The 21,931-nt window shown below is 70.1% G+C and carries 18 protein-coding genes; 12 read left to right on the forward strand and 6 right to left on the reverse strand.

Going from position 1 to position 21,931, the window contains the following annotated elements; genetic code table 11:
* Positions 1-192 precede the first annotated feature (192 nt).
* The 3 genes from D892_RS0107525 (at position 193) to D892_RS0107535 (ending at position 3,307) form a co-directional block, all read left to right on the forward strand.
* On the forward strand, positions 193-1,887 hold the full coding sequence (locus D892_RS0107525; RefSeq protein ID WP_024800653.1) for a hydrogenase maturation protein: 1,695 nt from the start codon (positions 193-195) through the stop codon (positions 1,885-1,887).
* A gap of 109 nt (positions 1,888-1,996) precedes the next feature.
* Positions 1,997-2,914, forward strand: a complete 918-nt coding sequence (locus D892_RS40655; protein WP_024800654.1) for an MHYT domain-containing protein — start codon at positions 1,997-1,999, stop codon at positions 2,912-2,914.
* Positions 2,915-3,046: 132 nt separating this feature from the next.
* Positions 3,047-3,307, forward strand: coding sequence for a hypothetical protein (locus D892_RS0107535; RefSeq protein ID WP_198036858.1), 261 nt, complete (start codon positions 3,047-3,049; stop codon positions 3,305-3,307).
* A 98-nt stretch (positions 3,308-3,405) separates the two neighbouring features.
* Here D892_RS0107535 and D892_RS49555 read toward each other — a convergent pair whose 3' ends face one another.
* From D892_RS49555 to D892_RS0107550, 3 genes are all read right to left on the reverse strand, one after another.
* Entirely contained in the window at positions 3,406-4,218 is an 813-nt protein-coding gene (locus D892_RS49555) for an NlpC/P60 family protein (protein ID WP_024800656.1), read from the reverse strand.
* 259 nt (positions 4,219-4,477) lie between these two features.
* Positions 4,478-5,326 (reverse strand): hypothetical protein, encoded by an 849-nt coding sequence (locus tag D892_RS43530; RefSeq protein WP_156959427.1) that lies wholly within the window; start codon positions 5,324-5,326, stop codon positions 4,478-4,480.
* The gene (locus D892_RS0107550) at positions 5,326-6,051 is read right to left on the reverse strand and encodes a ParA family protein (protein ID WP_024800658.1); all 726 of its coding nucleotides are present in this window, start codon (positions 6,049-6,051) and stop codon (positions 5,326-5,328) included. Before D892_RS0107550 ends, D892_RS43530 begins: the two co-directional genes overlap by 1 nt.
* A 373-nt stretch (positions 6,052-6,424) precedes the next feature.
* Between D892_RS0107550 and D892_RS0107555 the strand changes: the two genes are divergently transcribed.
* Positions 6,425-7,318 (forward strand): DMT family transporter, encoded by an 894-nt coding sequence (locus D892_RS0107555; RefSeq protein ID WP_024800659.1) that lies wholly within the window; start codon positions 6,425-6,427, stop codon positions 7,316-7,318.
* 48 nt (positions 7,319-7,366) lie between these two features.
* Here the strand turns inward: D892_RS0107555 and D892_RS0107560 are convergent, their stop codons facing one another.
* Both D892_RS0107560 and D892_RS0107565 read right to left on the reverse strand, forming a co-directional pair.
* Positions 7,367-8,806, reverse strand: coding sequence for an amino acid permease (locus D892_RS0107560; protein WP_024800660.1), 1,440 nt, complete (start codon positions 8,804-8,806; stop codon positions 7,367-7,369).
* A 171-nt stretch (positions 8,807-8,977) separates the two neighbouring features.
* On the reverse strand, positions 8,978-9,916 hold the full coding sequence (locus D892_RS0107565; protein WP_024800661.1) for a PP2C family serine/threonine-protein phosphatase: 939 nt from the start codon (positions 9,914-9,916) through the stop codon (positions 8,978-8,980).
* Positions 9,917-10,256: 340 nt separating this feature from the next.
* On the opposite strand from D892_RS0107565, the gene D892_RS0107575 reads away from it, so the two are divergent.
* The 7 genes from D892_RS0107575 (at position 10,257) to D892_RS0107605 (ending at position 18,269) form a co-directional block, all read left to right on the forward strand.
* Entirely contained in the window at positions 10,257-10,934 is a 678-nt protein-coding gene (locus tag D892_RS0107575) for a phosphoribosyltransferase (RefSeq protein WP_024800662.1), read from the forward strand.
* 44 nt (positions 10,935-10,978) lie between these two features.
* Entirely contained in the window at positions 10,979-12,196 is a 1,218-nt protein-coding gene (locus D892_RS0107580; RefSeq protein WP_024800663.1) for a cytochrome P450, read from the forward strand.
* Between the two features lie 398 nt (positions 12,197-12,594).
* Entirely contained in the window at positions 12,595-13,131 is a 537-nt protein-coding gene (locus D892_RS40670) for a TetR/AcrR family transcriptional regulator (RefSeq protein ID WP_036568374.1), read from the forward strand.
* 58 nt (positions 13,132-13,189) lie between these two features.
* On the forward strand, positions 13,190-14,989 hold the full coding sequence (locus D892_RS0107590) for an acyl-CoA dehydrogenase (protein WP_024800665.1): 1,800 nt from the start codon (positions 13,190-13,192) through the stop codon (positions 14,987-14,989).
* 141 nt (positions 14,990-15,130) lie between these two features.
* A complete protein-coding gene (locus tag D892_RS0107595) occupies positions 15,131-16,474 on the forward strand; it encodes a wax ester/triacylglycerol synthase family O-acyltransferase (RefSeq protein ID WP_024800666.1) in 1,344 nt (447 codons plus the stop codon).
* A 121-nt stretch (positions 16,475-16,595) separates the two neighbouring features.
* Positions 16,596-17,339 (forward strand): RluA family pseudouridine synthase, encoded by a 744-nt coding sequence (locus D892_RS0107600; protein ID WP_036568377.1) that lies wholly within the window; start codon positions 16,596-16,598, stop codon positions 17,337-17,339.
* A gap of 150 nt (positions 17,340-17,489) precedes the next feature.
* Positions 17,490-18,269, forward strand: coding sequence for a metallophosphoesterase (locus D892_RS0107605; protein ID WP_024800668.1), 780 nt, complete (start codon positions 17,490-17,492; stop codon positions 18,267-18,269).
* Between the two features lie 15 nt (positions 18,270-18,284).
* Here D892_RS0107605 and D892_RS0107610 read toward each other — a convergent pair whose 3' ends face one another.
* Positions 18,285-19,370, reverse strand: coding sequence for an AraC family transcriptional regulator (locus D892_RS0107610; protein WP_024800669.1), 1,086 nt, complete (start codon positions 19,368-19,370; stop codon positions 18,285-18,287).
* 339 nt (positions 19,371-19,709) lie between these two features.
* Between D892_RS0107610 and D892_RS0107615 the strand changes: the two genes are divergently transcribed.
* Positions 19,710-21,857 (forward strand): ABC transporter ATP-binding protein, encoded by a 2,148-nt coding sequence (locus tag D892_RS0107615; protein ID WP_024800670.1) that lies wholly within the window; start codon positions 19,710-19,712, stop codon positions 21,855-21,857.
* Positions 21,858-21,931 lie beyond the last annotated feature (74 nt).

Below are 21,931 nucleotides of genomic sequence, written 5' to 3' on the forward strand. Positions count from 1 at the left end.
CATACACGCGGCCCGGGGCACCGATGAGCGGGACCCCGGAACACCTCGGCAACCGGTTCCGCGGCCGATCTCGGAAGCTCCGCGTGTGCCCGAGATGCACCCGAATTATCACACCGCTAGTTTCTTTGAGGACGTTTCACCCGAACCGTCTCACCGGTTCACTGATCGGTACTGCCTGATGGAGGAAAAGACGTGCGCATCCTGCTGGTCGCCAGCGCGTTCAACAGCCTTACCCAGCGAGTCCATACCGAGCTGCGGGGACTGGGGCACCGGGTCGGCGTCGAACTGGCGCTGGGCGACGACCTGCTGCGCGCGCGGGTGGCGCAGTTCGGGCCGGACCTCATCCTCGCCCCGATGCTGACCACGGCGATCCCGGACGACATCTGGTCCACCTACACCGTGCTGATCGTGCACCCCGGACCGAAGGGCGACCGCGGGCCGTCCTCGCTGGATTGGGCGATCCACGAGGACGCCGCCGAATGGGGCGTCACCGTCCTGCAGGCGGTCGACGAGATGGACGCCGGGCCGATCTGGGCGAGCGAGCCGTTCCCGGTCGCATCGTGCGGCAAGAGCGAGCTGTACCGCAACGAGGTCGCCGACGCGGCCGTGCGCGCGGTGCTGCTCGCGGTCGCACGGTTCGCCGACCCCGAGTTCGTTCCCGAACCGCTCGACTACCGCCGCCCCGACGTGTACGGCCGGCTGCGCCCGTACCACGCGCAGGAGTACCGCCGGATCGACTGGTCGGCCGACGACACCGCCACCGTCCTGCGCAAGCTCCGCTCCGCCGACTCCCAGCCCGGCGTGCTGGACGAACTGTTCGGACAGCAATTCTTCCTGCACGGCGGGCACTACGAGGATCGGCTGCGCGGCCACCCGGGCACCGTGATCGCCACCCGGGACCGCGCGATCTGCCGGGCGACCGTCGACGGCGCGGTATGGCTACCGCAGCTACGCCCGCGCCGGACCCCCGGCGGTCCGGCGACGTTCAAGCAGCCCGCCACCGACGCCCTCGGACCCGATCTGCTCGCGGGCGTGCCGGACATCCCGGTGACGCCGTTCGAGGCGGTCACCCGCGACACCTGGTCCGAGCTGCGCTATTACGAGGAGGGCGAGGTCGGCTATCTCGAGTTCGCCTTCGCCGGCGGCGCGATGAGCACCGACCAGTGCCGCCGCCTGCTGGCCGCCTACCAGCAGGCCTGCCGGCGCCCGGTGGACGTGCTGGTGCTCGGCCCGGCCCGGGACTTCTTCTCCAACGGCATCCACCTCAATGTCATCGAGGCGGCGGACGACCCGGCCGAGGAGTCCTGGCGCAATATCAACGCGATGGACGATCTGGTCGAGGCGATCCTGACCACCACGGACAAGGTGGTGATCGCGGCACTGGCCGGGAACGCCGCGGCCGGCGGCGTCATGCTGGCGCTGGCCGCCGACGAGGTCTGGGTCCGCGAGTCGGCGGTGCTGAACCCGCACTATCGGCTGATGGGCCTGCACGGCTCGGAGTACTGGACCTACACCCTGCCGCGCCGGGTCGGGATCGATCAGGCCGACCGCCTGACCCGGGAGACCCTGCCCGTGGGCGCCCGCCGGGCCGCCGAACTGGGCCTGGTGGACCGCGTCACGGGCGGCGATGCGGCGGAGTTCCGGGCCTGGGTCCGGCAGGAGGCCGAATCGCTGGCCGCCGCGCCGGAACTGACCGACCGGCTGGTGACCAAGAAACAGCGCCGCGCCGCGGACGAGGCGGCCAAGCCACTGTCTGCCTACCGGGATTACGAACTGGCGCAAATGCGCCAGAACTTCTACGGCGAGAACGAGCCATACCACCAGCTGCGGCGAAACTTCGTGCACAAGGTACGTCCGCAGGTCACACCTACGCATCTGCTGGCCTGACCGGTCGGGTTCGGCATCGCGAGGCTTGCACAATGCAATCCCCAAGCGGTCCGAGTTGAACTATCGTCCGGTAACGAATTGATTACCGCTATTGCCCTTGGAGTACGCCGTGCTGGAGCTCGACCATTTCAACCACGGGTTGCTGACGCCCGTACTGGCCTATGTCATGTCCTTCATCGGATCCGTGCTGGGCCTGCGCTGCGCGGTGCACGCCCGCTCGTCGCGCTGGCCCGGCGGGTGGCTGATCGCCGCGGCGATCGCGCTCGGCGGCTGCGGCATCTGGGTCATGCACTTCACGGCCATGCTCGGCTTCTCCATCCAGGGCGTGACCATCCGCTACAACGTGCCGATGACGCTGCTCAGCGCGGCCATGGCGATCGTGGTGGTGTGGATCGGGCTGTCCATCGTGGTCCGGTGGCAGCGGGAGATCCTGGCGCTGCCGATCGGTGGGGCGGTCACCGGTATCGGCGTGGCGGCCATGCACTACCTGGGCATGTCGGCGATGCACGCGGGGGCGCACGTCGAATACGACGTCACGCTGGTGACGCTGTCGATCGTGATCGCGGTGGTCGCGGCGACCGCGGCGCTGTGGTTCATGCTGCACGTGCACGGCCTCGGCGCCACCCTCGGCGCGGCGGTGATCATGGGCCTGGCCGTGTGCGGCATGCACTACACCGGCATGGCGGCGATGAGCGCCCACCACGGCGACCACAACGCGGTCAGCGGCGGCGTCGAGCCCGTCCAGCTGCTCACACCCCTGATCATGACCGTCACGCTGATCACCATGATGCTGATCGTGCTGGTCGGCCTCGCTGAGGTGGACGCGCCGTCCCGGCGCGAGGCCGACGCCGCCCAGGAGGACCTCGAACTGGCCGGCAGCGGTCGCAGCTGGCCCCGCCTGGATCCCTTCGCCGACGAGCAGCCGGGCCCGGTCACCCGGCAGCACCAGGTGCCGACCTCGGTCAGCCTGCGCGCCGCCAGCCGGTCCGCCGAGCAGCAGCCGGGTTTCGGGCGGTCGCCCCAGTAGCGTTTCGGTCGTTCGCCCCGGTGGCTCAGTAGCGGCCCGCGAGCCGGACAATCCGCGAGCGGCAAGGGATTCCGCGGATCGCCGCCCGGTGTCGGCGGGCGGCGCGGCCTGTGCTGGAATCGGTGAGACCGCGTGAGGGATAGCGACAACGGAAGTCATCGGATGGGCAAGGTGTGGCGGCGCAGGCAACCGGACGACGACTACGGCCTGCTGGTGACCGTGGCGACGGTCTTCGACGAGGCGACGGCCGACGACGTGGGGCGGCTGCTGCGCGATCACGGCATCCGGTCCACCCGGGCCCCGGTCGGCCGGGCCCGGGGCCGGCTGCGCATCCTGGTGTTTCCCGAGGACGCCGGGCGCGCCTACGACGTGCTGTTCCTGCATACCAGCTGACTCCGTCCCGTCGGTATCGCCGACTCCATCCCGTCCGGTATCGCCGACTCCGGTCCCGTCCGGTATCGCCGACTCCGCCCCGTCGGGTATCGCCGCGATCAGAATCGCCGGGCGCCGCTGGCGGGCATCTCCGACAGATCCGTCCGCACCACGCCCGTGCTGTTGGTGCCGGCGTGGATCACCTGGCCGTCGCCGGCGTAGATCGCCGAGTGGCCGCCACCGTAGAACGACACCAAGTCGCCGGGCTCCAGTTCGTCCAGGCCCACCGGGGTTCCGGCCGAGAGCTGCTCGTAGCTGGTGCGCGGGACGTCGACGCCCGCCTGACCGTAGGACCACTGCACCAGGCCCGAGCAGTCGAAGGCGTCGGGGCCGGCCGAGCCGTATCCGTAGGCGGCGCCGATCTTGGACTCGGCCGCCTCGACGGCGACCTCGCCGCGCGACTTCTCCGGTTCCGCGGCCGGGGCCGGCGGCGCGGGCTCGTTCGGCACACCCGGCACGGCGAGCAGCGATCGGATATCGATGCCGGGAACCGCGGCCTGCAGGCCGTCCACGATTCCGGTCACGGCCGGCTCCGGACCGGGCGCCATGCTCGGCGTCGCCGGTTCGACGGAGATCCCACCGTCCGGGGTGGTCCCGAAGGGAATGGCGGCGTCGATCGTGTCCGGAATTCCGGCGGGATCCGCCGCGCCGGGGACGGCCGTCATCGTGCCCGGAATTTCCGCGGGAATCGGCACCTCGTTCGGTACCTCGATCGTTCCGATGCCCGGCACGGATATCGGCTGCGCCGAGGCCTGGCCCGTCGTCACCAGTAGGGCGCCGATGGCGCCGAGGACGAGGGCTCCGGCCGCAAGCAGCCACCAGAACATCCGCCGCAGGGCGCGGATATATCGGACTTCGTCGGTTCCTGTCATGACACGGTCCTCCGATCCTCTCGTCGGGGCCCGAATGCGGCGCCGTGGTGCGCCCATCGGGTTTCCCGATCAGATTCGAAACGGTGTTCTTGTCAGTCCAACGGATCCGAGGGGCAATGATTCGTGGCCGGAAACAATAATGCAAGGAAATAACTCGTATAATGCGATAACGAGACGATAAACAATCGAATACCGAACGATATACAAAAATACCCCGCATCGGCATTGTTTTCCGATGCGGGGTATTTCTTTCGGCGACTCAGGCGGTGATCTGCTGCTCGATCCGATCCGCGATGGTGCGCAGTTTCGCCGCGAATTCCCGGGCCGCGGCCGGGTCGTCGGACGACCGCTTCACCACCCGGCGGGTCAGCGCCGTCAGCCGCGATTCCACCGCACCGAACGGGTCCGCCGCCGGACGTTCGGCCGCCGCGGCGCGCAGATCGCCGCGCAACCAGTCCTGCAACCGCTGCACGGCGCCGTCCTTGTCGAAGCGCTCCGGCAGCACCGCCACCGCCTCGCGCAACTTGCCGGCGGTGATCTTCACGTCGCCCGCGGCGAGCGTGGCGTAGATCGTGACCGCCGCCTCCTCGCCGTGCTCCGCCGCCACCGGCAGCAGCTCGCGGATCTGCCCCTCGTTGATCCCCGGCGCCATCGGATGCAGCTTGGCGGCCAACGGCCAGGCGCGAATCAGCTTGTGGGCGTACGAGCGCTGCATATCCCACCGCTGCTCGACATAGTCGTCGAACGTCGAGTACTCGCTGCGATAGAGCCGGCCGTCGCGCACGATCTGCAGGGCGCGGCCGGCCGCCCAGAACGCGATGCGCAGCGTCCCGATCGAGGATTCACACGCGCTCAACCGGACCTGCTCGTCGTCGCTGAGCGGACCGTCGCCGGGGGCCGGCAGCGGCATGGTCAGCACATCGGCGGCCGGGGCCGGTGCGGCCGGCACGACGGTCAGGTTCGGCGCCGTGCGCCGCCATTCGGCATCGCGCAGCGGCGAGACGGGCGGGGTGTGCTCGGCGGTATCGGCCAGCGGATTGACGGCCGACGGATCGACCGCCGCGGCGGACTTGCCGCCGATCATGGATTTCTTCCGTTGCGGAGGCATCAGGCGGGCACCCCCAGCGCGGCGCGGTACGGGGCGACCAGCTCGTCGCCCACCTGCCGGTATTCACCGAGGTCGTGCAGTGGATTCTCGGCACCCTCGCCGACTTCCCCATCGGCGGCTTCCCGATACCACTTCCACGCGCTCAGATACGTGTCGAACACCTGGTAACCGGCGTCCTCCAGCTGCGCCCGCTGCGTGCGGTACTCGGTGGAGACGTTGACGCCCTTCTTCATCGTCACCGGCACCTTCGTCATCAGAACCCGGACCCGGATCTCGCGGGTCGCGTCGGCGGCCGCCTCCTCGGCGGCCCGATAGGTACTGGGCACTCGCTTCACCTCCGAGGGACTCACACTCGTCATCAGCACGAGCTCGTCGGTCGAGGGAATCGCGGCCTTGAAGATATCCGCCGATTCGCCTCCGGCATCCACGATGATCACGTCGTAGCCGGCGGAATTGTCGGCGATGCAATCGTCGACGTGCCGGGACGGAAATGCGATCAGCGTGAAGGGGACAGCTATTTCTCCCTTCTGTAGCCGCCGATACCAGGAATATCCGGTCTGACTCAGCGGATCGGCATCGATCACCAGCACCCGCAACCCGTGCTCGAGTGCGAAGTAACCGGCCAGAAAAAAGGCGGAGGTAGTTTTACCGACGCCGCCCTTCAGATTCCCCAGTGTGACCACCAAGGGTTTCGGCAGATCCAGTGATGCGGCAGAATTCGTCACGGACGGTCCTCCTTATAGGAGAGCAACACTGTGCGCCGAACAGTCTTACACGTATGTAAGTCGAATCCGGATATTTCGCGGATATCGCGCCGGTGTGTCCAAATGGACACAGGCACGGCCGGCGCCGGGCAGTAGACCTCGTCAAGTCAAGTAACTTGACTATTTTTGCGACGCGACCACGCACCGCTACAGTGATCTCCGTGCATCGAGTCTTCAAGTTCACGCCGCCCCCCGCCGCCTGAGCGGGGTGGTTCGGCAGCCGGGCGGTTACGGCCGTCCGGCCGATCCGCGGTACCGGTCCGGTACGAAGCGCTGAGAGCGACTGCCCCGCGTCGTCGTCAACCCTCTTCTTCGACGCAGGAGCACTACACCCATGTCTGTCGACGTCGTCGCGCCCGCGCGCGACCGGTCCGCGGTGGCGCTGGTCGCCGCCGGAATTCTCTGGGGTACCGGCGGACTCGCCGGATCCCTGCTCGCCGATCGGGCGGGACTGCATCCCCTGTCGGTGGGGGCCTACCGCCTACTTCTGGGGGGTGGGCTGGCGGTCGCCCTGCTCGCCCTGTCGGGCGGTCTGCGCGCACTGCCCCGCACCCGCCCGGCGGTGCGCCGGATACTGGTCGGCGGGGCCCTGATCGGTAGCTATCAGGCCGGATATTTCATTGCCGTACAACATATTTCGGTCAGCATCGCGACCATGGTCACGATCGGCTCCGCGCCCGTGTTCGTCGCCCTCGGCGACATGCTGCGCACCCGGCAACGGCCCGCCGGCGGCACGCTGGTCTCGATCTGTGTCGCGGTCACCGGACTGATCCTGCTCACCTGGTCACCCACCGACGCGGCGCGCGACGATCTGGTCGTCGGCGTCGGCTCGGCGCTGCTCGCCGGCGCCGCGTTCTCCGCCATAACCCTGATCACCGCCACACCGGTGCCGGGCCTGGATCCCTTGCGCACCACCGCATTCGGGATGCTCACCGGCGGCCTGCTGCTCACCCCCGCGGCACTGGCGTTCGGCATGGGCCTGCCGCTGCGCGCGGATGTTCTGCTCACCGCCGCCTACCTGAGCAGCGTGCCGACCGCGATCGCCTACACCGCGTACTTCCGGGGATTGCGCACGGCCGCACCGGTTTTCGCGGCCCTCGCCGCGCTGCTGGAACCGCTGACCGCGGCCCTGCTGGCGGCGCTGCTGCTCGGCGACCGCCTCGGTGGTCCGGGGTGGTGTGGCGCCGCCCTGCTGATCACCGCGCTGGTGATCAGCAACCGCCGCTGACGGCGCGGCCCGGCACACGCCTCGCGATGTGCCGGGCCGCAACGGCTCTCAGTCGCCGGTCGGTGACGTCCCGGCCGCGGGCTTCCCGCCGGTGGCCAGCAGCGAATGGCGACGGCTGTAGGCCACGTAGATGACGATCCCGAGCACGAACCACACCGCGAACCGCAGCCAGGTCTCCGGCTTCAGATACTTGATCAGCCAGATCGAGAAGCCGATGCCGATCAGCGGGATGATCGGCATCAGCGGGGTACGGAACCCGCGCGGCAGATCGGGCTGCCGGTAGCGCAGCACGATCACCGCCGCGCACACCACCACGAAGGCCAGCAGGATGCCGATGTTGGTCAGCTCGGCCGCCTCCCCGATCGGCAGGAACCCGGCGATCACGGCCGAGATGATGCCCGCGATCCAGGTGATCCGGGTCGGCACGTGCCGGGTCGGATGGGTCTTGGCGAACCACTGGGGCAGCAGGCCGTCCCGGCTCATCGAGAACCAGATCCGGGTGGCGCCGAGCATGAACGTGAACAGCACGGTCATGATCCCGACGATGGCGCCGGCGGCGATCAGGCTGCCCAGGCCGGGCAGGCCGACGGCTTCGAACGCCGAGGACAATCCGCTCTCGGGATCGATCTCGGTGTAGTGCTGCATACCGGTCAGTACCAGGCAGACCAGCACGTAGAGCACCATCGAGATCGCCAGCGAGTACAGGATCGCCTTGGGCAGATGGCGTTTGGCGTCCACCGACTCCTCGGCCGCCGTCGACATCGCGTCGTAGCCGAACACCGCGAAGAACACCGTCGACGCGCCCGTCACCGCGCCGCCGAAGCCGAACGGGAAGTACGGGGTGTAGTTGCCGGAGTCGATGTAGAAGGCGCCGGCCACGATCACCACCAGCACGACGACGATCTTGATGCCGACCACCACGGTCTCGAACCGCGCCGCGGCCTTGATGCCCCGGGTCAGCATGAACGCGATCAGCAGGCACAGCAGCGCCGCGAACAGGTCGACATAGTGCCCGTCGCCGGTGCCGGGCGCCCCGAGCATCCAGTCCGGCAGCGTGATGTGCAACTGCTCCAACAGGAACGAGACGTATCCGGAGATGCCGATCGCCACCACCGCGACGATCGCGGTGTATTCCAGCAGCAGATCCCAGCCGATGAGCCAGCCGACCGGCTCGCCGAGCACGGCATAGCCATAGGTGTAGGCCGAGCCGGCCTTCGGGATCAGGCCCGCGAACTCGGCGTAGGACAGCGCGGCCGCGGCGCTGGCCACCCCCGCGATGAGGAACGAGATCAGCACCGCGGGCCCCGCGGTGTCGTGGGCGACCGAACCGGCGAGGGCGAAGATCCCCGCCCCGATGATGCCGCCGACCCCGATCGCGGTCAGCTGCCACAGGCCGAGGGCCCGTTGCAGCCCGCCGGCGGGTTCGTCGTCGATCAGCTCGATGGGTTTGCGTCGGAAGAGGTCACGCATGACTGGACTGGCTGGCATGTGGTTGCTCCTTGTACTGCCTGATCGGGGCAGTGTAAATGTGAGCGATCACACGACCGTTGTCCAGCTCCATGAAGGACATTCGCGGATTTCATCCGGCCGGACAACTCGAACGCCGCGCCGATATGCATCCACGGCGGCCGGCCGCACGCGTCGGTGCGCCGTCCCGCCTCAGGAAGCGGAGGACGCGATCGCCGGTACGAGGGCGACGGTGATGTTGTCGCTGCCGCCGCTGTGCAGCGCGAAGTCGACCAGATCGCGTGCGGCGCGGCCGGGTTCGTCCGCGGTGGCGATCGCGGCGAGGCCGTCCGGATCCGGCAGGTAGTTCCACAGCCCGTCACTGCACAACAGCAGCGCACCCGGACCGCGGACCCGCAGCGAGGACACCGCGGTGTCGCCGGGCACGTGGCCGGAATCCGCACCGAGCCACCGCATCAGCGCATGCGCCCGCGGATCGCGCATCGCCGTCTGCTCGTCCACCCCGCCGGCGATGAGCAACTGGGCGAAGGAGTCGTCGACGGTCAGCCGCTGCGACGGCGAGCCGTGGCCACGCTCCGCCGACAGCCAATAGGCCCGGCTGTCACCGACATTCGCGAGGGTGATCTCGAATTCGTCGTTGCCGCAGGGCCGCAGCACCGCCGAGACGTATGTGCACGACGGCGCGTGCCCGGCGGCGACGGAGACGCCCCGGACGGCCTCGAACGCGGCCTCCAGCCCGGCGGGCACCGCCTCCTGTACGGAGCTGCCGCCGGCCAGCGCGGCCAGGCAGGCGTCGACGCCGGTGCGGGCGGCCGCCCCCGAGGCGGCCTGCGGATCGTGTGAGGTCGACACGCCGTCGGAGACCACGACGACGACCGCGGGGCCGGCCGCATCGGCGACGACGGCGGCGGCGACGGCATCCTCGTTGTGCGCGTGCGTCATTCCGCGGTCGGTGATCAGCCGCACCGCACCCAGATCGGCCTCCGCGCGGTCGGGCGCCGGGTCGGCGGTCACATCGGGCAGGGCCGCCCGGTGGATCGGCTCGCGGCCACACTCCTCGCAGCAGCGCTCGGACGGCGCGATCGTCGCGCCGCAGCCGGGGCACAGCTGTCCGACGGCTCGCTCACTCACCGCGCCGGCCTCGGATCGATCGTGCAGTCGATCCAGGACGGGCGGCCGGTCGTCGCGGCGGCGCGCCGTGATCGTTCCGCGCCGATGCGGATAGTCGCCGGTAGGCCGGTGCGCATCGTCGCCGGTGAGCGAAGTGCCACGCTCCCCTCCCCCTAGGTCGTGCCGGAGTCACGCACGCGATCGTACGGGAGCCGAACGCGATTCGCCGCAGGATCGTGACCGCCCCTACCCAACCGCCGCCGATTCACTCCTCATTACGCCCGGTCGGGCGTAGAGTACTCAGCTGTCTTCTGAGTCGCGCAACGGCCCGACTCATTTCATGGCTGCCAGGGTGAGACGGATGCCCTTTCTGGATCGTCGCGAAGCGGGCCGACGGCTCGTCGAGCGCCTGCGTGCCTTCCGCGGGCCCGACACCGTCGTGCTCGGATTGCCGTGCGGCGGTGTGCCGGTCGCCTTCGAGGTCGCCGGCGCGCTGCGGGCGCCGCTGGATGTGGCGGTGGTGTGCAAGCTCGAGGTGCCGGACCGGCCGCGGCTGGTGTTCGGCGCCGTCGCCGAATCCGGCGTGCGCGTGGTCGACGACGATCTCGTGGTCCGCGCGTTCATCGCGCCGCCCGAACGGGCCCGGGTGGAGCGCCGGGCGCGAGAGACCGTGCTGCGCAACAGCGCCCGGCTGCGCCAGGGGCGGCCACAGACCTCGCTCGCGGGCCGCACGGTGATCCTCGTCGACGACGGCGTCACCACCGGCAGCACCGCGCGGGCGGCGTGTGCGCTGGTCCGGGCCCGCGGCGCGGCCCGGGTCGTCTTCGCCGTGCCGGTGGGCTCCTGCCGGCCCATCCGTGCGCTGACCGGCCGCGCCGACAACGTGATCTGCCTGGAGACACCGACCCTGTTCCACTCCATCGGCCAGTGGTACCGCCACTTCGACCCGGTCGCCGAGGAGACGGTGCGGCGGCTGCTGGCCCAGGCCGACGACGAGCTGGGCGACCGGCCGCCGACCCAGCCCATCCCCAGTCGCTGAAACACGTTCTAGACACAACAGCGAATGTGTCTTACTTTTGAGACATGCAGGATGTTGTGTCTCATGAACCTCGCTTCCGGCTCCGCTCCGGCGAGACCTGGCGCGACCCCTGGCCGATGTACGCCGCGCTGCGCGAGCACGATCCGGTCCACCATGTGGTTCCCGAGGGGCGTGCCCACGAGGACTACTACGTGCTCTCGCGCTACGCCGACGTGTACGAGGCGGTCCGCGATCCCGAAACCTTCTCCTCCGCACAGGGTTTGACGGTCGACTACAACAATCTGTCCGAGATCGGGCTCGGCGAGGACCGGCCGTTCGTCTTCACCGACCCGCCCGACCACACCGCCTTCCGCCGCCGGGTGGCCCGCGGGTTCACGCCCCGCCAGGTGCAGGAGATCAGCCCGGCCGTCCGGGAATTCGTGATCGAGCGTCTCGAACGGTTGCGCGCCGCGGGCGGCGGCGACATCTCCGCCGAACTGTTCAAGCCGCTGCCGACCATGGTCGTGGCGCACTATCTCGGTGTTCCGGCGGAGGATCGCTCGAAGTTCGACGAATGGAGCGAGGCCATCGTGGCCGCCTCCGCGACCGGCGGGGTGCTCCAGGCGCAGGCCGCGGTCGGGGAGCTCACGCAGTACTTCTCGACGCTGATCGAGCGCCGCCGCGCCGCACCGGGTGACGACACCGTCTCGCATCTGGTGGCGTCCGGACCGGACGACGGCGACGACGTCGGCCTCCTGCGGATCCTCGGGTTCGCCTTCACGATGATCACCGGCGGCAACGACACCACCACCGGAAACCTCGGCGGCGCCGTGCAATTGCTGATGCGCTGTCCGGAGCAGCGCCGGCTGCTGCTCGACGACCCCGGCCTGATTCCCGGCGCGGTCGACGAGTTCCTCCGGCTCACCTCGCCCGTGCAGGGGCTGGCGCGCACCACCACCCGCGACGTCGAGATCGAGGGCGTCACCATCCCGGCCGGCCGCCGGGTGCTGCTGCTGTACGCCTCGGCCAATCACGACGAGCGCGAATACGGTTCGGACGCCGAAGAACTCGACGTGCGGCGCCGCCCGAAGAACATCCTCACCTTCGGCAACGGCAACCACCACTGCCTCGGCGCCGCGGCCGCCCGCATGCAGGCCACCATCACCCTGCGCGAATTGCTCACGCGCTGCCCCGATTTCACCGTCGACATCGACGAGGTCCGCTACACCGAGGGCAGCTACGTCCGCTGGCCGGTCAGCGTCCCCTTCCGGGCCACGGCATGAGTGGTCAGGGCCGGAGGCGGCAACGCAGCACCACCACGCAGGCCCCCACCCATGCCACCGACCAGCAGAGCATGAATGGTCAGGGCCGGACGCGTCGCACCGACCGACAAAGCACGAGCGTCGACCGCGGCCGAAAGAGCCGGCGCGGCGAAACCGCACCGGGCCCCGGGGATTCCGCCGACCACAACGCAGGCGGCCGGGGCCGAAATCGGCACGACGCCGCCACACGGCCGACCATTCCTCTCGCGAGCGCACACGGCACGAGCGGCGATGCGGGCCACGAGCCCGGGGGCGCAGACTCGGGGGGCCACGGCAAGTCTCGGGAGCGCGAACAGCGGGCACAGCGGGAGCGCGGCGGCGCCGGGCAGCCGTCCGACTGGCTGGGCGAGACGCGGTCGATGCGGGCGGCCGAGCGGATACTCGACGCGGCGGCGGAGCTGTTCGCCGAGCGGGGGGTGGCGGCGACCGGGATGGCCGATATCGCCAAGGCGGCCGGGTGTTCTCGGGCCACGCTGTACCGGTACTTCGACAGTCGGCAGGCGGTGCGGCTGGCGTTCGTGCACCGGGAGGCGCGGCGGATCGGGGCGGCGGTGGCGCGGCGGATCCGGGATATCGCCGATCCGGGCGAGCAACTGGTGGAGGGTGTGCGGGCGGCGCTGCGCGAGGTGCGCTCGGATCCGCTGCTGATCGCCTGGTTCCGGCCGGGCGATGCCGGACTCACCAGCGAGATCGCCGAGACGTCGCAGGTCATCGAGGCCATCGGCGGTTCGTTGTTCACCGGCGATTCCGGGCAGCGGGCCGATTCCGCGCTGTCGGCGCGTTGGCTCACCCGGATCATCGTCTCGCTGCTCACCGTCCCGGGCCGCGACGAGGACGAGGAGCGGCAGATGCTGGAGCGGTTCGTCGCACCGCCGATGACCGGCATCGAACGCTGACCCCGCGGCGCGCCGGAACGGGTTGCGCCCGGCCGCGCCGACGGCAAGGCTGGAAGACATGGATTCGCTGATCATGTCGGCCCGCGATATCGAGTTCCTGCTCTACGAGTGGCTGGATGTGGCCGGGCTGACGGCCCGCGAGCGCTATCGGGAGCACTCGCGCGAGACCTTCGATCAGGCCCTGCAGCTCAGCCGCGAGCTGGCGACGAAGTACTTCGCCCCGCACAACCGCGAGGGTGATCTGCACGAGCCCACCTTCGACGGCGAGAAGGTGCACATTTTGCCGGCGGTGAAACAGGCCCTCGACGCGTTCGGCGAGTCCGGGCTGACCGGGGCGGCCATGGACGAGCGAGTAGGCGGAATGCAGTTGCCGCACACCGTGTTCGCGGCCTGCATGGCGTGGTTCTACGCCGCCAACGCGGCCACCGCCAGCTACCCGATGCTGACGGCGGGCAATGCGAACCTCCTGGCCGCACACGCCTCCGCCGAGCAGATCGACCGGTTCGTGCGGCCGATGCTCGCCGGCCGCTACTTCGGCACCATGGCGCTGTCGGAGCCGCAGGCGGGTTCGAGCCTGGCCGACATCACCACCAAGGCGGTGCCGCAGGACGACGGCACGTACCGACTGTTCGGCCGAAAGATGTGGATCTCCGGCGCCGAACACGAACTGGCGGAGAACATCGTCCACCTGGTGCTGGCGCGCATCCCCGACGCACCGGCGGGCACCCGCGGCATCTCGCTGTTCATCGTGCCGAAATACCTGACCGCCGACGACGGTTCGGCCGGCGAGCGCAACGACATCGTGCTGGCCGGTATCAACCACAAGATGGGCTGGCGCGGAACCGTCAACACCGCACCGGTTTTCGGCGACGGCGCCTTCGCCCCGGGCGGGCGGCCCGGCGCGGTCGGCTACCTGGTCGGCGAGCGGAACCGCGGCCTGTCCTACATGTTCCACATGATGAACGAGGCCCGGTTGAACGTCGGCCTGATCGCCACCGCGCTCGGCTACACCGGCTACCTGAAGTCGCTGGACTATGCGCGCGACCGGCCGCAGGGCCGCGCTGTCACGACCGAGGGGCAGGCCACGCCGCAGATCCCGATCGTGCGGCACCCCGACGTGCGGCGCATGCTGCTCGCGCAGAAGTCGTACGCCGAGGGCGCGCTGGCCCTGCAACTCTACTGCGGCACGCTGATCGACGAACAGCGAAGCGCCGCAACGGAACCCGACCGGCAGCGGGCGTCCACACTGCTCCGGATCCTGACCCCGATCGCGAAGAGCTGGCCCAGCCAGTGGTGCCTGGCGGCCAACGACCTGGCCATCCAGGTGCACGGCGGCGCCGGCTACACCCGCGACTACGACGTCGAACAGCACTATCGGGACAACCGGCTCAACCCGATTCACGAAGGCACGCACGGCATCCAGAGCCTGGACCTGCTGGGCCGCGCCGTGACGGCCGACAGCGGCGCGGCGCTGACGCTGCTACTGGAGACGGTGGGCACGACGGTCGCGGCCGCCCGGGCCACGGCCGACGGCGAGCTCGGCGACTACGCCGACGCGCTACAGCAGGCGGCCGGACGGGTCGCCGCCACCACCGCCCTGCTCTGGCGGGATATGGAACCCGAAGTGGCGCTGGCGAATTCGGCGCCGTACCTGGAGGCCGTCGGGCACGTCGTGCTGGCCTGGATCTGGCTGGAACAGGCCGTCGCCGCGCACGGCCGCACCGGCGCGTTCTACGACGGCAAGCGGGCGGCTACCCGGTACTTCTACCGCTGGGAACTGCCGCGCACGACACCGCAATTCGATCTTCTCGACTCGCTCGACCGCACCACCCTCGACCTGGACGACGCCTGCCTGTAGCCGGGGCACCGGTATTCAGCCGGACTGACAGACGCCAAATGCCCACGGTGTTAAGGTAATACATATCCCTTCTCGCGGTGGCGACGACGCTGTACCGTATCCACACCGGGCCGGTGGCCCACCCGGTATAGGCGGAACCCGATGGATCTCCTCAACCCTATCGATGCGCTGTTCCTGACGATCGAATCCCGCGAGCATCCGATGCACGTGGGCGGCCTGCAACTGTTCGAACCTCCCGACGATGCCGACGTCGATTTCGTCCGCGCGATGTACGACGAGGCGATGGCGGCGACCGACGTGCCGGCGCGCTTCCGCCGTCGGCCGGGCCGCATCCTCGGCGGGTTCTCGAGCGTCGCGTGGTCGCACGCCGAGAATGTCGATCTGGGCTACCACCTGCACCGATGCGCCCTGCCCGCGCCCGGCGGCCGCACCGAGCTGCTCGATCTCATCGGCCGGTTGCATTCGACTCTGCTCGATCGGCACCGTCCGCTGTGGGAGGGCCGGATCATCGAGGGCCTGGCCGACGGCCGGTTCGCCCTCTACGTCAAGGTCCATCACGCCATGATGGACGGGGTGTCGGCGCTGCGGCTGCTGCAGCGCGCGCTGACCGACGACCCGTACGACACCCGGCTGCGCATGCCGTGGACGATCGAACGACCGGAGCGGGACCCGGACGCCACCGCGGGAATCTGGGAACAGATCCGAAAGACGGTGCCGCACATGGCCACCGGTGCCGGCATCACCGCACGCGCGCTGGCGCGGGGGCAGCTGGAACTGCCGCTGTCGGCGCCGCACACGATGCTCAACGTGCCGATCGGCGGTGCGCGCAGCGTCGCGGTGGCCTCCTGGCCGCTGGAACGGATCCGCGCCGTGCGCCGCGCGACCGGCAGCACCGTCAACGACGTGATCCTGGCGATGTCGGCCGGTGCGCTGCGTTCCTATCTCATGGAGCGAAACGCGTTGCCGGACAAGGCGTTGACCGCGATGGTCCCGGTGAGCCTGCGCAGCCCCACCGACTCCGGCTCGGACGGCAACATGGTCGCGGCACTGCTGTGCACCCTCGGCACCGATATCGCCGACGCCGGGCAGCGGCTGCACACGATCGGCGACTCGGTGCGGCGGGCGAAGGAGGTGTTCCAGCAGTTGCCCCGGCCGGAGGCGATAGCGCTCTCGGCCCTGCTGCTGTCTCCGCTCGTCACGACGCTGATACCGGGTTTCCAAGCGCTGCCCCGGGTCCCGTACAACCTGGTCGTCTCCAACGTGCCCGGCCCCCGCAAGCCGGTGTACCTGCGTGGCGCCCGCCTGGACCGCAACTATCCCCTGTCCATCCCGTACGACGGCCAGGCCATGAACATCACGATCACCAACACCGCCGACACCCTCGACTTCGGCCTCGTGGCCTGCCGCCGCTCGGTCCCCCGGCTCCCCCGCATGATCGGCCACCTGAACTCCGCCCTCGAAGACCTCGAAGCCGCCGCCCGATAACCCCGGCAGCACCGCGCAGGAAGTATCGGCGACCGCTTCCTGCGACGACGCCGCCCGACGTTCCTGACGGTCGGTGGTCCGAAACCGGCGCCCGCACCCGCCCTAGGGTGAGACCGTGGAGATGCGATGGCCCGAGCTGCGGGAACGGTATGTGATCGAGGAGGATTCGGCGGTTCTCGCGCTGAACAAGCCCGCCGGGATCGCGGTGACCGGGGAGCGGCACGACACCGACATCGTGGAGTTGGCGGCCGGGGACGGGGAGACGCTGTATCCGGTGCATCGCATCGACAAGGTGACCTCGGGGCTGGTGCTGCTGGCCAAGGATCTCGGCGCGCACGGAGAACTCACCCGGCAGTTCACCAAGCGCACGGCCGACAAGGTCTATCTGGCGATCACCGCCTCCACCGGGCTGCCCGACCGGGGCGTCGTCGACCTGCCGCTGAGCGTGGGACGGAAGAACCGGGTGCGGATCGCGGCGCCCCGCGAGAGCATCACCCGGGACGGCGACACCTGGCGCGTCGACGAGCGAGAGCTGTTGGCGGGTAAGAACTATCCGTCCCGGACCGAGTTCACCGCCGTGCTGCGCGCCGAGGAGTACACCGTGCTCGCGGTCCGGCCGATCACCGGTCGGCGGCATCAGATCCGCGTGCATCTGGCCTGGATCGGGCATCCCCTCGTCGGCGATCCGCTGTTCGACCGGTCCGGCACCCATCCCCGCACGCACCTGCACTCCTGGCGACTACGACTGGACGCCTCCTGGCGCGCACCGGCCCGGCTGGCGCTGGAGGCGCCGCCCGGCGCCGACTTCTGGAACGTCGGTGCGACCGCCCTCACCGCGGCGGCCGAACTACTCGGTGACATCTAGGCGCACATCCGCCCCGGCCATGCATCGCGGCTATATTTCGTGGCGGGTTTCATGCAGACGCGATAGCAGGCCGCGATTTAACCTGGACAGGGTGCCTTGTCAGGCACGCTCGGGCGCAACGGCGCGATCCCCACGAGAAAGCGAACGCCGATGATTGTGGTGGCACAGCTCAGCGACACCCACTTCGACCTGCACGCACGCAATGCCGAACGAGTCGAACGGGTGATGGCCTACCTGGCCGATCTGCCGCACCGGCCCGACGCGATCCTGGTCACCGGCGACATCACCGAATCGGGCAAGGCCGAGGAGTACGAGCAGGCGCGCGCCGCGCTGCTGGCCGATGTCCCGGTGCGGGTCCTGCCGGGCAATCACGACGACCGCGCCAACCTGCGCGAAATCCTGTTGGGCCGGCCGGGTTCCTACGAGCCGATCAACCGGGTCCTGCGGCTGGACGGGCTGACGGTGGCGCTGCTGGACTCCACCGTCCCCGGCGCCGGCGGCGGCGAGCTGACCGACGACACCTACGCCTGGCTGACCGATCTGCTGCGCGAGTCGCCGTCCGACGGCGCCGTGCTGATCGCCCTGCATCATCCGCCACTGCCCATGTACAGCACCGTGGTCGACCCGATCCGGCTGGCCGATCCGGAGCGCCTGGAACGCATCGTGGCCGGCGACGACCGGATCGTCGGCGTGCTCACCGGGCATATGCACGCGATGGCGACCACGCTGTTCGGCGGGCGGCAGCTGGTGGTCGCGCCGAGCGTGGCGTCCTCGATCGGCGCCGAATGGGAGGTCGGCTCGCCGGGACAGGTGCCGGTCGACTACGGACCCGACCCGTCGCTGGTGCTGCACGCGATCGACGGTCGCCGGCTGACGTCGATCGTGCGCACGGTGCCGATGGGCGGCTGGATTGCGATCCAGCCGACGTAATCGGCGTGGCCGGCGCTACCGGTTGCGCACCGTCCGGCCGTTGACCTCGGCGCGTTCCCGGCGATACGCCGACGGCGTGGTTCCGGTCCAGCGCTTGAAGGCGTAGATGAATGTCGACGCCTCGGCGTAGCCGAGCCGGATGGCCACGTCGCTCACCGACAGCGGTGTGGCGGTGAGCATCTCCTCCGCCAGGGCGCGGCGCACCTCGTCCAGCAGGGCGCGGTAGCTGGTGCCGGCGGCGTCCAGGTGGCGCCGCAGCGTGCGGGTGCTCATATTGAGATCGCGGGCCACGGCGTCGATTCCGGGTGGTGCGGCGAATCCGTCCGCCCCGCCGTGCGGCATCAGCCGTTCCCGCACCTCGGCGGCGATGCCGGTGCGGGCGCGGCGGCGATGTACCAGGTCGCGACACTGTGCCAGGCACATCGCCCAGGTGTGCTCGTTGGCCTGCGGCAACGGCTTTTCCAGCATTTCGGGGGCGAGCGAGAACAGATTCCGCGTGCGCCCGAACCGCGGCCGCACGCCGATGATGTCGGCGAGCTGATCGGCGTATTCCGGTTCCGGATAGTCGAATTCGGCGCGGATCAGCCGCATCGGGCGGCCCATCAGATCCGTCATCACCTGGTGCATGGCGAGCACGTCCCGTTCCACCAGGAAGCGCCGCACATCGGCCGGCACCAGCTCGTCGTGGATATCCGCGACGAATTCCCCCGGCTCCCAATGGATTACCGGAATGCAGAAGGTGAAGCTCAGCTCCAGGAAGCGCAGCGCGAACGAGATCGCCTCGCCGAGCGTGGGACTGGATACGCAGGCGAACCCGAAGATGCCGAAGGTGGTGATCCGGTAGCGGCGGCCCACCTCGACGCCGAGAGCCGGGCGATCGTCGCCCAGCGCCCGCACCAGATTGCGGATCACCGCCAGTTCGGTATGGGCGTCGATCTGCGCGTCGGGGTCGGCGAGCACCGCCTCGGACAGGCCGGTACCGCGCAACATCTGCGCCGTCGATACGCCGTGTTCGCGCGCGTAACCGACCATCAACGCCACGCTCGCCGCTCCCCGCGGAAAGTCCCAGTTGCGAACGCCGGGGTGCTGCACCGTTGCCATGAGCCGATTATGGCCGGATATGTAGATCGGTCCGGCACTCCTCCTACAGTAGGGAACTGTACGCATGATGTGAGGAGCGCCACAATGTCGGGGCGACGCCTCGATTGCGGCCGCTGAGTGCGGTCGCCGGGCACCGCAACGATGGTCGCAATGCCGCCACCCGCAGTGTGACGCCGCCGCTCGCGGGGGTGACACAGAGATCCGCAGCGTCACGCCGCCGCCCGCCGGTACGACACAGAGGTCCCAGCGTGATGCGGATGCCCGCGGTGTGATGCAGCGGATATCGGCCCGGATCGCACGACGGATCCCGCATCCCGCCCGACCTGGCAGACTTGATCCGTGACCGCTCCACCCCCGCCCCTCGCCGGGCCGACCCCCGTGCACGGTTCGCTGCGCCCCATCGAACTGGCCACCGGAGCGGTCCTGGGCGGCGTCACGGTCGGCCTGGTGACCGTCGGCTCGGTGATTCCCTTCGCGGCCGCGCTGAATCTGGTCGCGGCGGTGCCGATGGGGCTGCTGGCGCACCGCTACCGGCTGCGGGCCAGCGTGGCCACGGCGGTGGCAACGACGCTGGTGACCTTCGTCGCGGCCGGGCTGATGTCGGCCGCGGCCGTGCTCGGCGCGGCCACGATCGGCGGCATCATCGGCACCGTCAAGCGGCGCGGCCGCGGGCTGCCCACGGTGCTCGGGCTCTCGATCTTCGCGGGCCTGGCCTGGGCCGTGCTGACGGTAGTGTGGCTGCTGGCGTTCGGCACCACCCGCAACCTGTTCTTCGACAACATCCGCAATGCGTCCCGCGGTGTGCAGGACATCGCCGAACGGGCCCGGCTGGACGCGCTCGGTCAGGGCGTCGCCGAATTAGCCGATCTGGTGCTGCGCTGGTGGTGGCTGTACGTGGGGGCCGGGATGGCGGTCGGCGTGATCGTGACGGCGCTGTTCTCCTGGTTCGCGCTGGGCTCGGTGCTGGATCGGCTGTCCTGGCTGCCCGGCCGCGACCGGCTGGACGCGCCGCCGGACGATCGGCCGGTCGCACCGCTGCCGGTGACGCTGCAGGGGGTGTCGTTCCGGTATCCGGGCGCACGCACCGACGCGCTGTCCGGGATCGATCTCACCGTGCGGCTCGGCGAATTCGTGGCCGTGGTCGGCCACAACGGCTCGGGCAAGTCGACGCTCACCCGGGTACTCGCCGGCCGCCCGCCCACCGGCGGCACGGTGGAGCGGCCCGGTTCGGCGGGGCTCGGCCTGCTCGGCGGCACCGCGCTGGTGCTACAGCGGCCGGAGAGCCAGACGCTGGGCGTGCTGGTCGCCGACGACGTGGTGTGGGGCCTGCCGCAGGAACTGGCCGAGCAGGTCGACATCGAGGGGCTGCTGTGCGAGGTCGGCCTCGGCGGCCTGGGCGGCACGGAGACGGCCACCCTGTCCGGCGGGCAGCAGCAGCGCCTCGCCGTGGCCGCCGCCCTGGCACGCAAGCCGGCGCTGCTGATCGCCGACGAGGCCACCTCGATGATCGATCCGGACGGCCGCCGCGAACTCGTCGCGCTGCTGACGGAACTGCCCGCTCGGCACGGGATGGCGGTCGTGCTGGTCACCCACCACGAGGCCGATGCGGCGGCCGCCGACCGGGTGGTGCATCTGGCCGGCGGGCAGCAGGTGGACCGGCTGCCCAGCTGGCCGCGCCCGGTCCACGATCCGCGCCGGCGCCCGATGGGCGACCCGCTGCTGCGCCTGCGCGACGTGCGGCACACCTACAACCGCGGCACGCCGTGGTCGGCCACCGCACTGCACGGCGTCGACCTGACGGTGCGGCGCGGCGAGGCGCTGCTCGTGGTCGGCGGCAACGGATCGGGCAAGTCGACGCTGGCCTGGATCATGGCCGGCCTGGTCGTCCCCTCCGCCGGGGCCTGCGAACTGCTCGAGCCGAGCGGCGCGACGCCGGTGCACCGCCGAATCGGCGCGGTGGAGCTGGCCTTTCAGCATTCCCGGCTGCAATTGCAGCGGCAGACCGTCGGGGCGGAGATCGAGGACTGGGGCGGCAGCGGCACCGGTTCCGGCGCGGTCGGGCGGGCGCTGGACGCGGTCGGACTGGACCGCATGGTGGCGACGCGATCGATCGAATCGCTGTCCGGCGGCCAGGCCAAGCGCGTGGTGCTGGCCGCCATCGTGGCCGCCCGGCCGCAGGTGGTGGTCTTCGACGAGCCGCTGGCCGGGCTCGATCCGCAGGGCCGCGCCGAGGTGGTGGAACTGCTGGCGCGACTGCGCGATTCGGGCCTGACGCTGATCATCATCTCGCACGACGTCGAGGACATGACCGCGGTGTGCGACCGCACAGTGCACCTGCGGTCCGGGCATATCCTCGCGGCCGCGCCGGAGGCCACCATCGCACCCGACGAACACCGCGCGGCGCAGGCGCCCGAGTCCGCCGCACCGGCCTGGGCGCACCTGCGCCTGCGACGCCCCGGAGCGAGCGGATCGGGAGGCGCGCGATGAGCACCCGTGCGAGCAGGGGCTGTGCGATGCGCACCGCGCTATCCAACGGCTACACGACGAGCACCGCGCTATCC

The organism is Nocardia sp. BMG51109 (genome assembly GCF_000526215.1).
In the GTDB taxonomy this organism is placed as follows: domain Bacteria; phylum Actinomycetota; class Actinomycetes; order Mycobacteriales; family Mycobacteriaceae; genus Nocardia.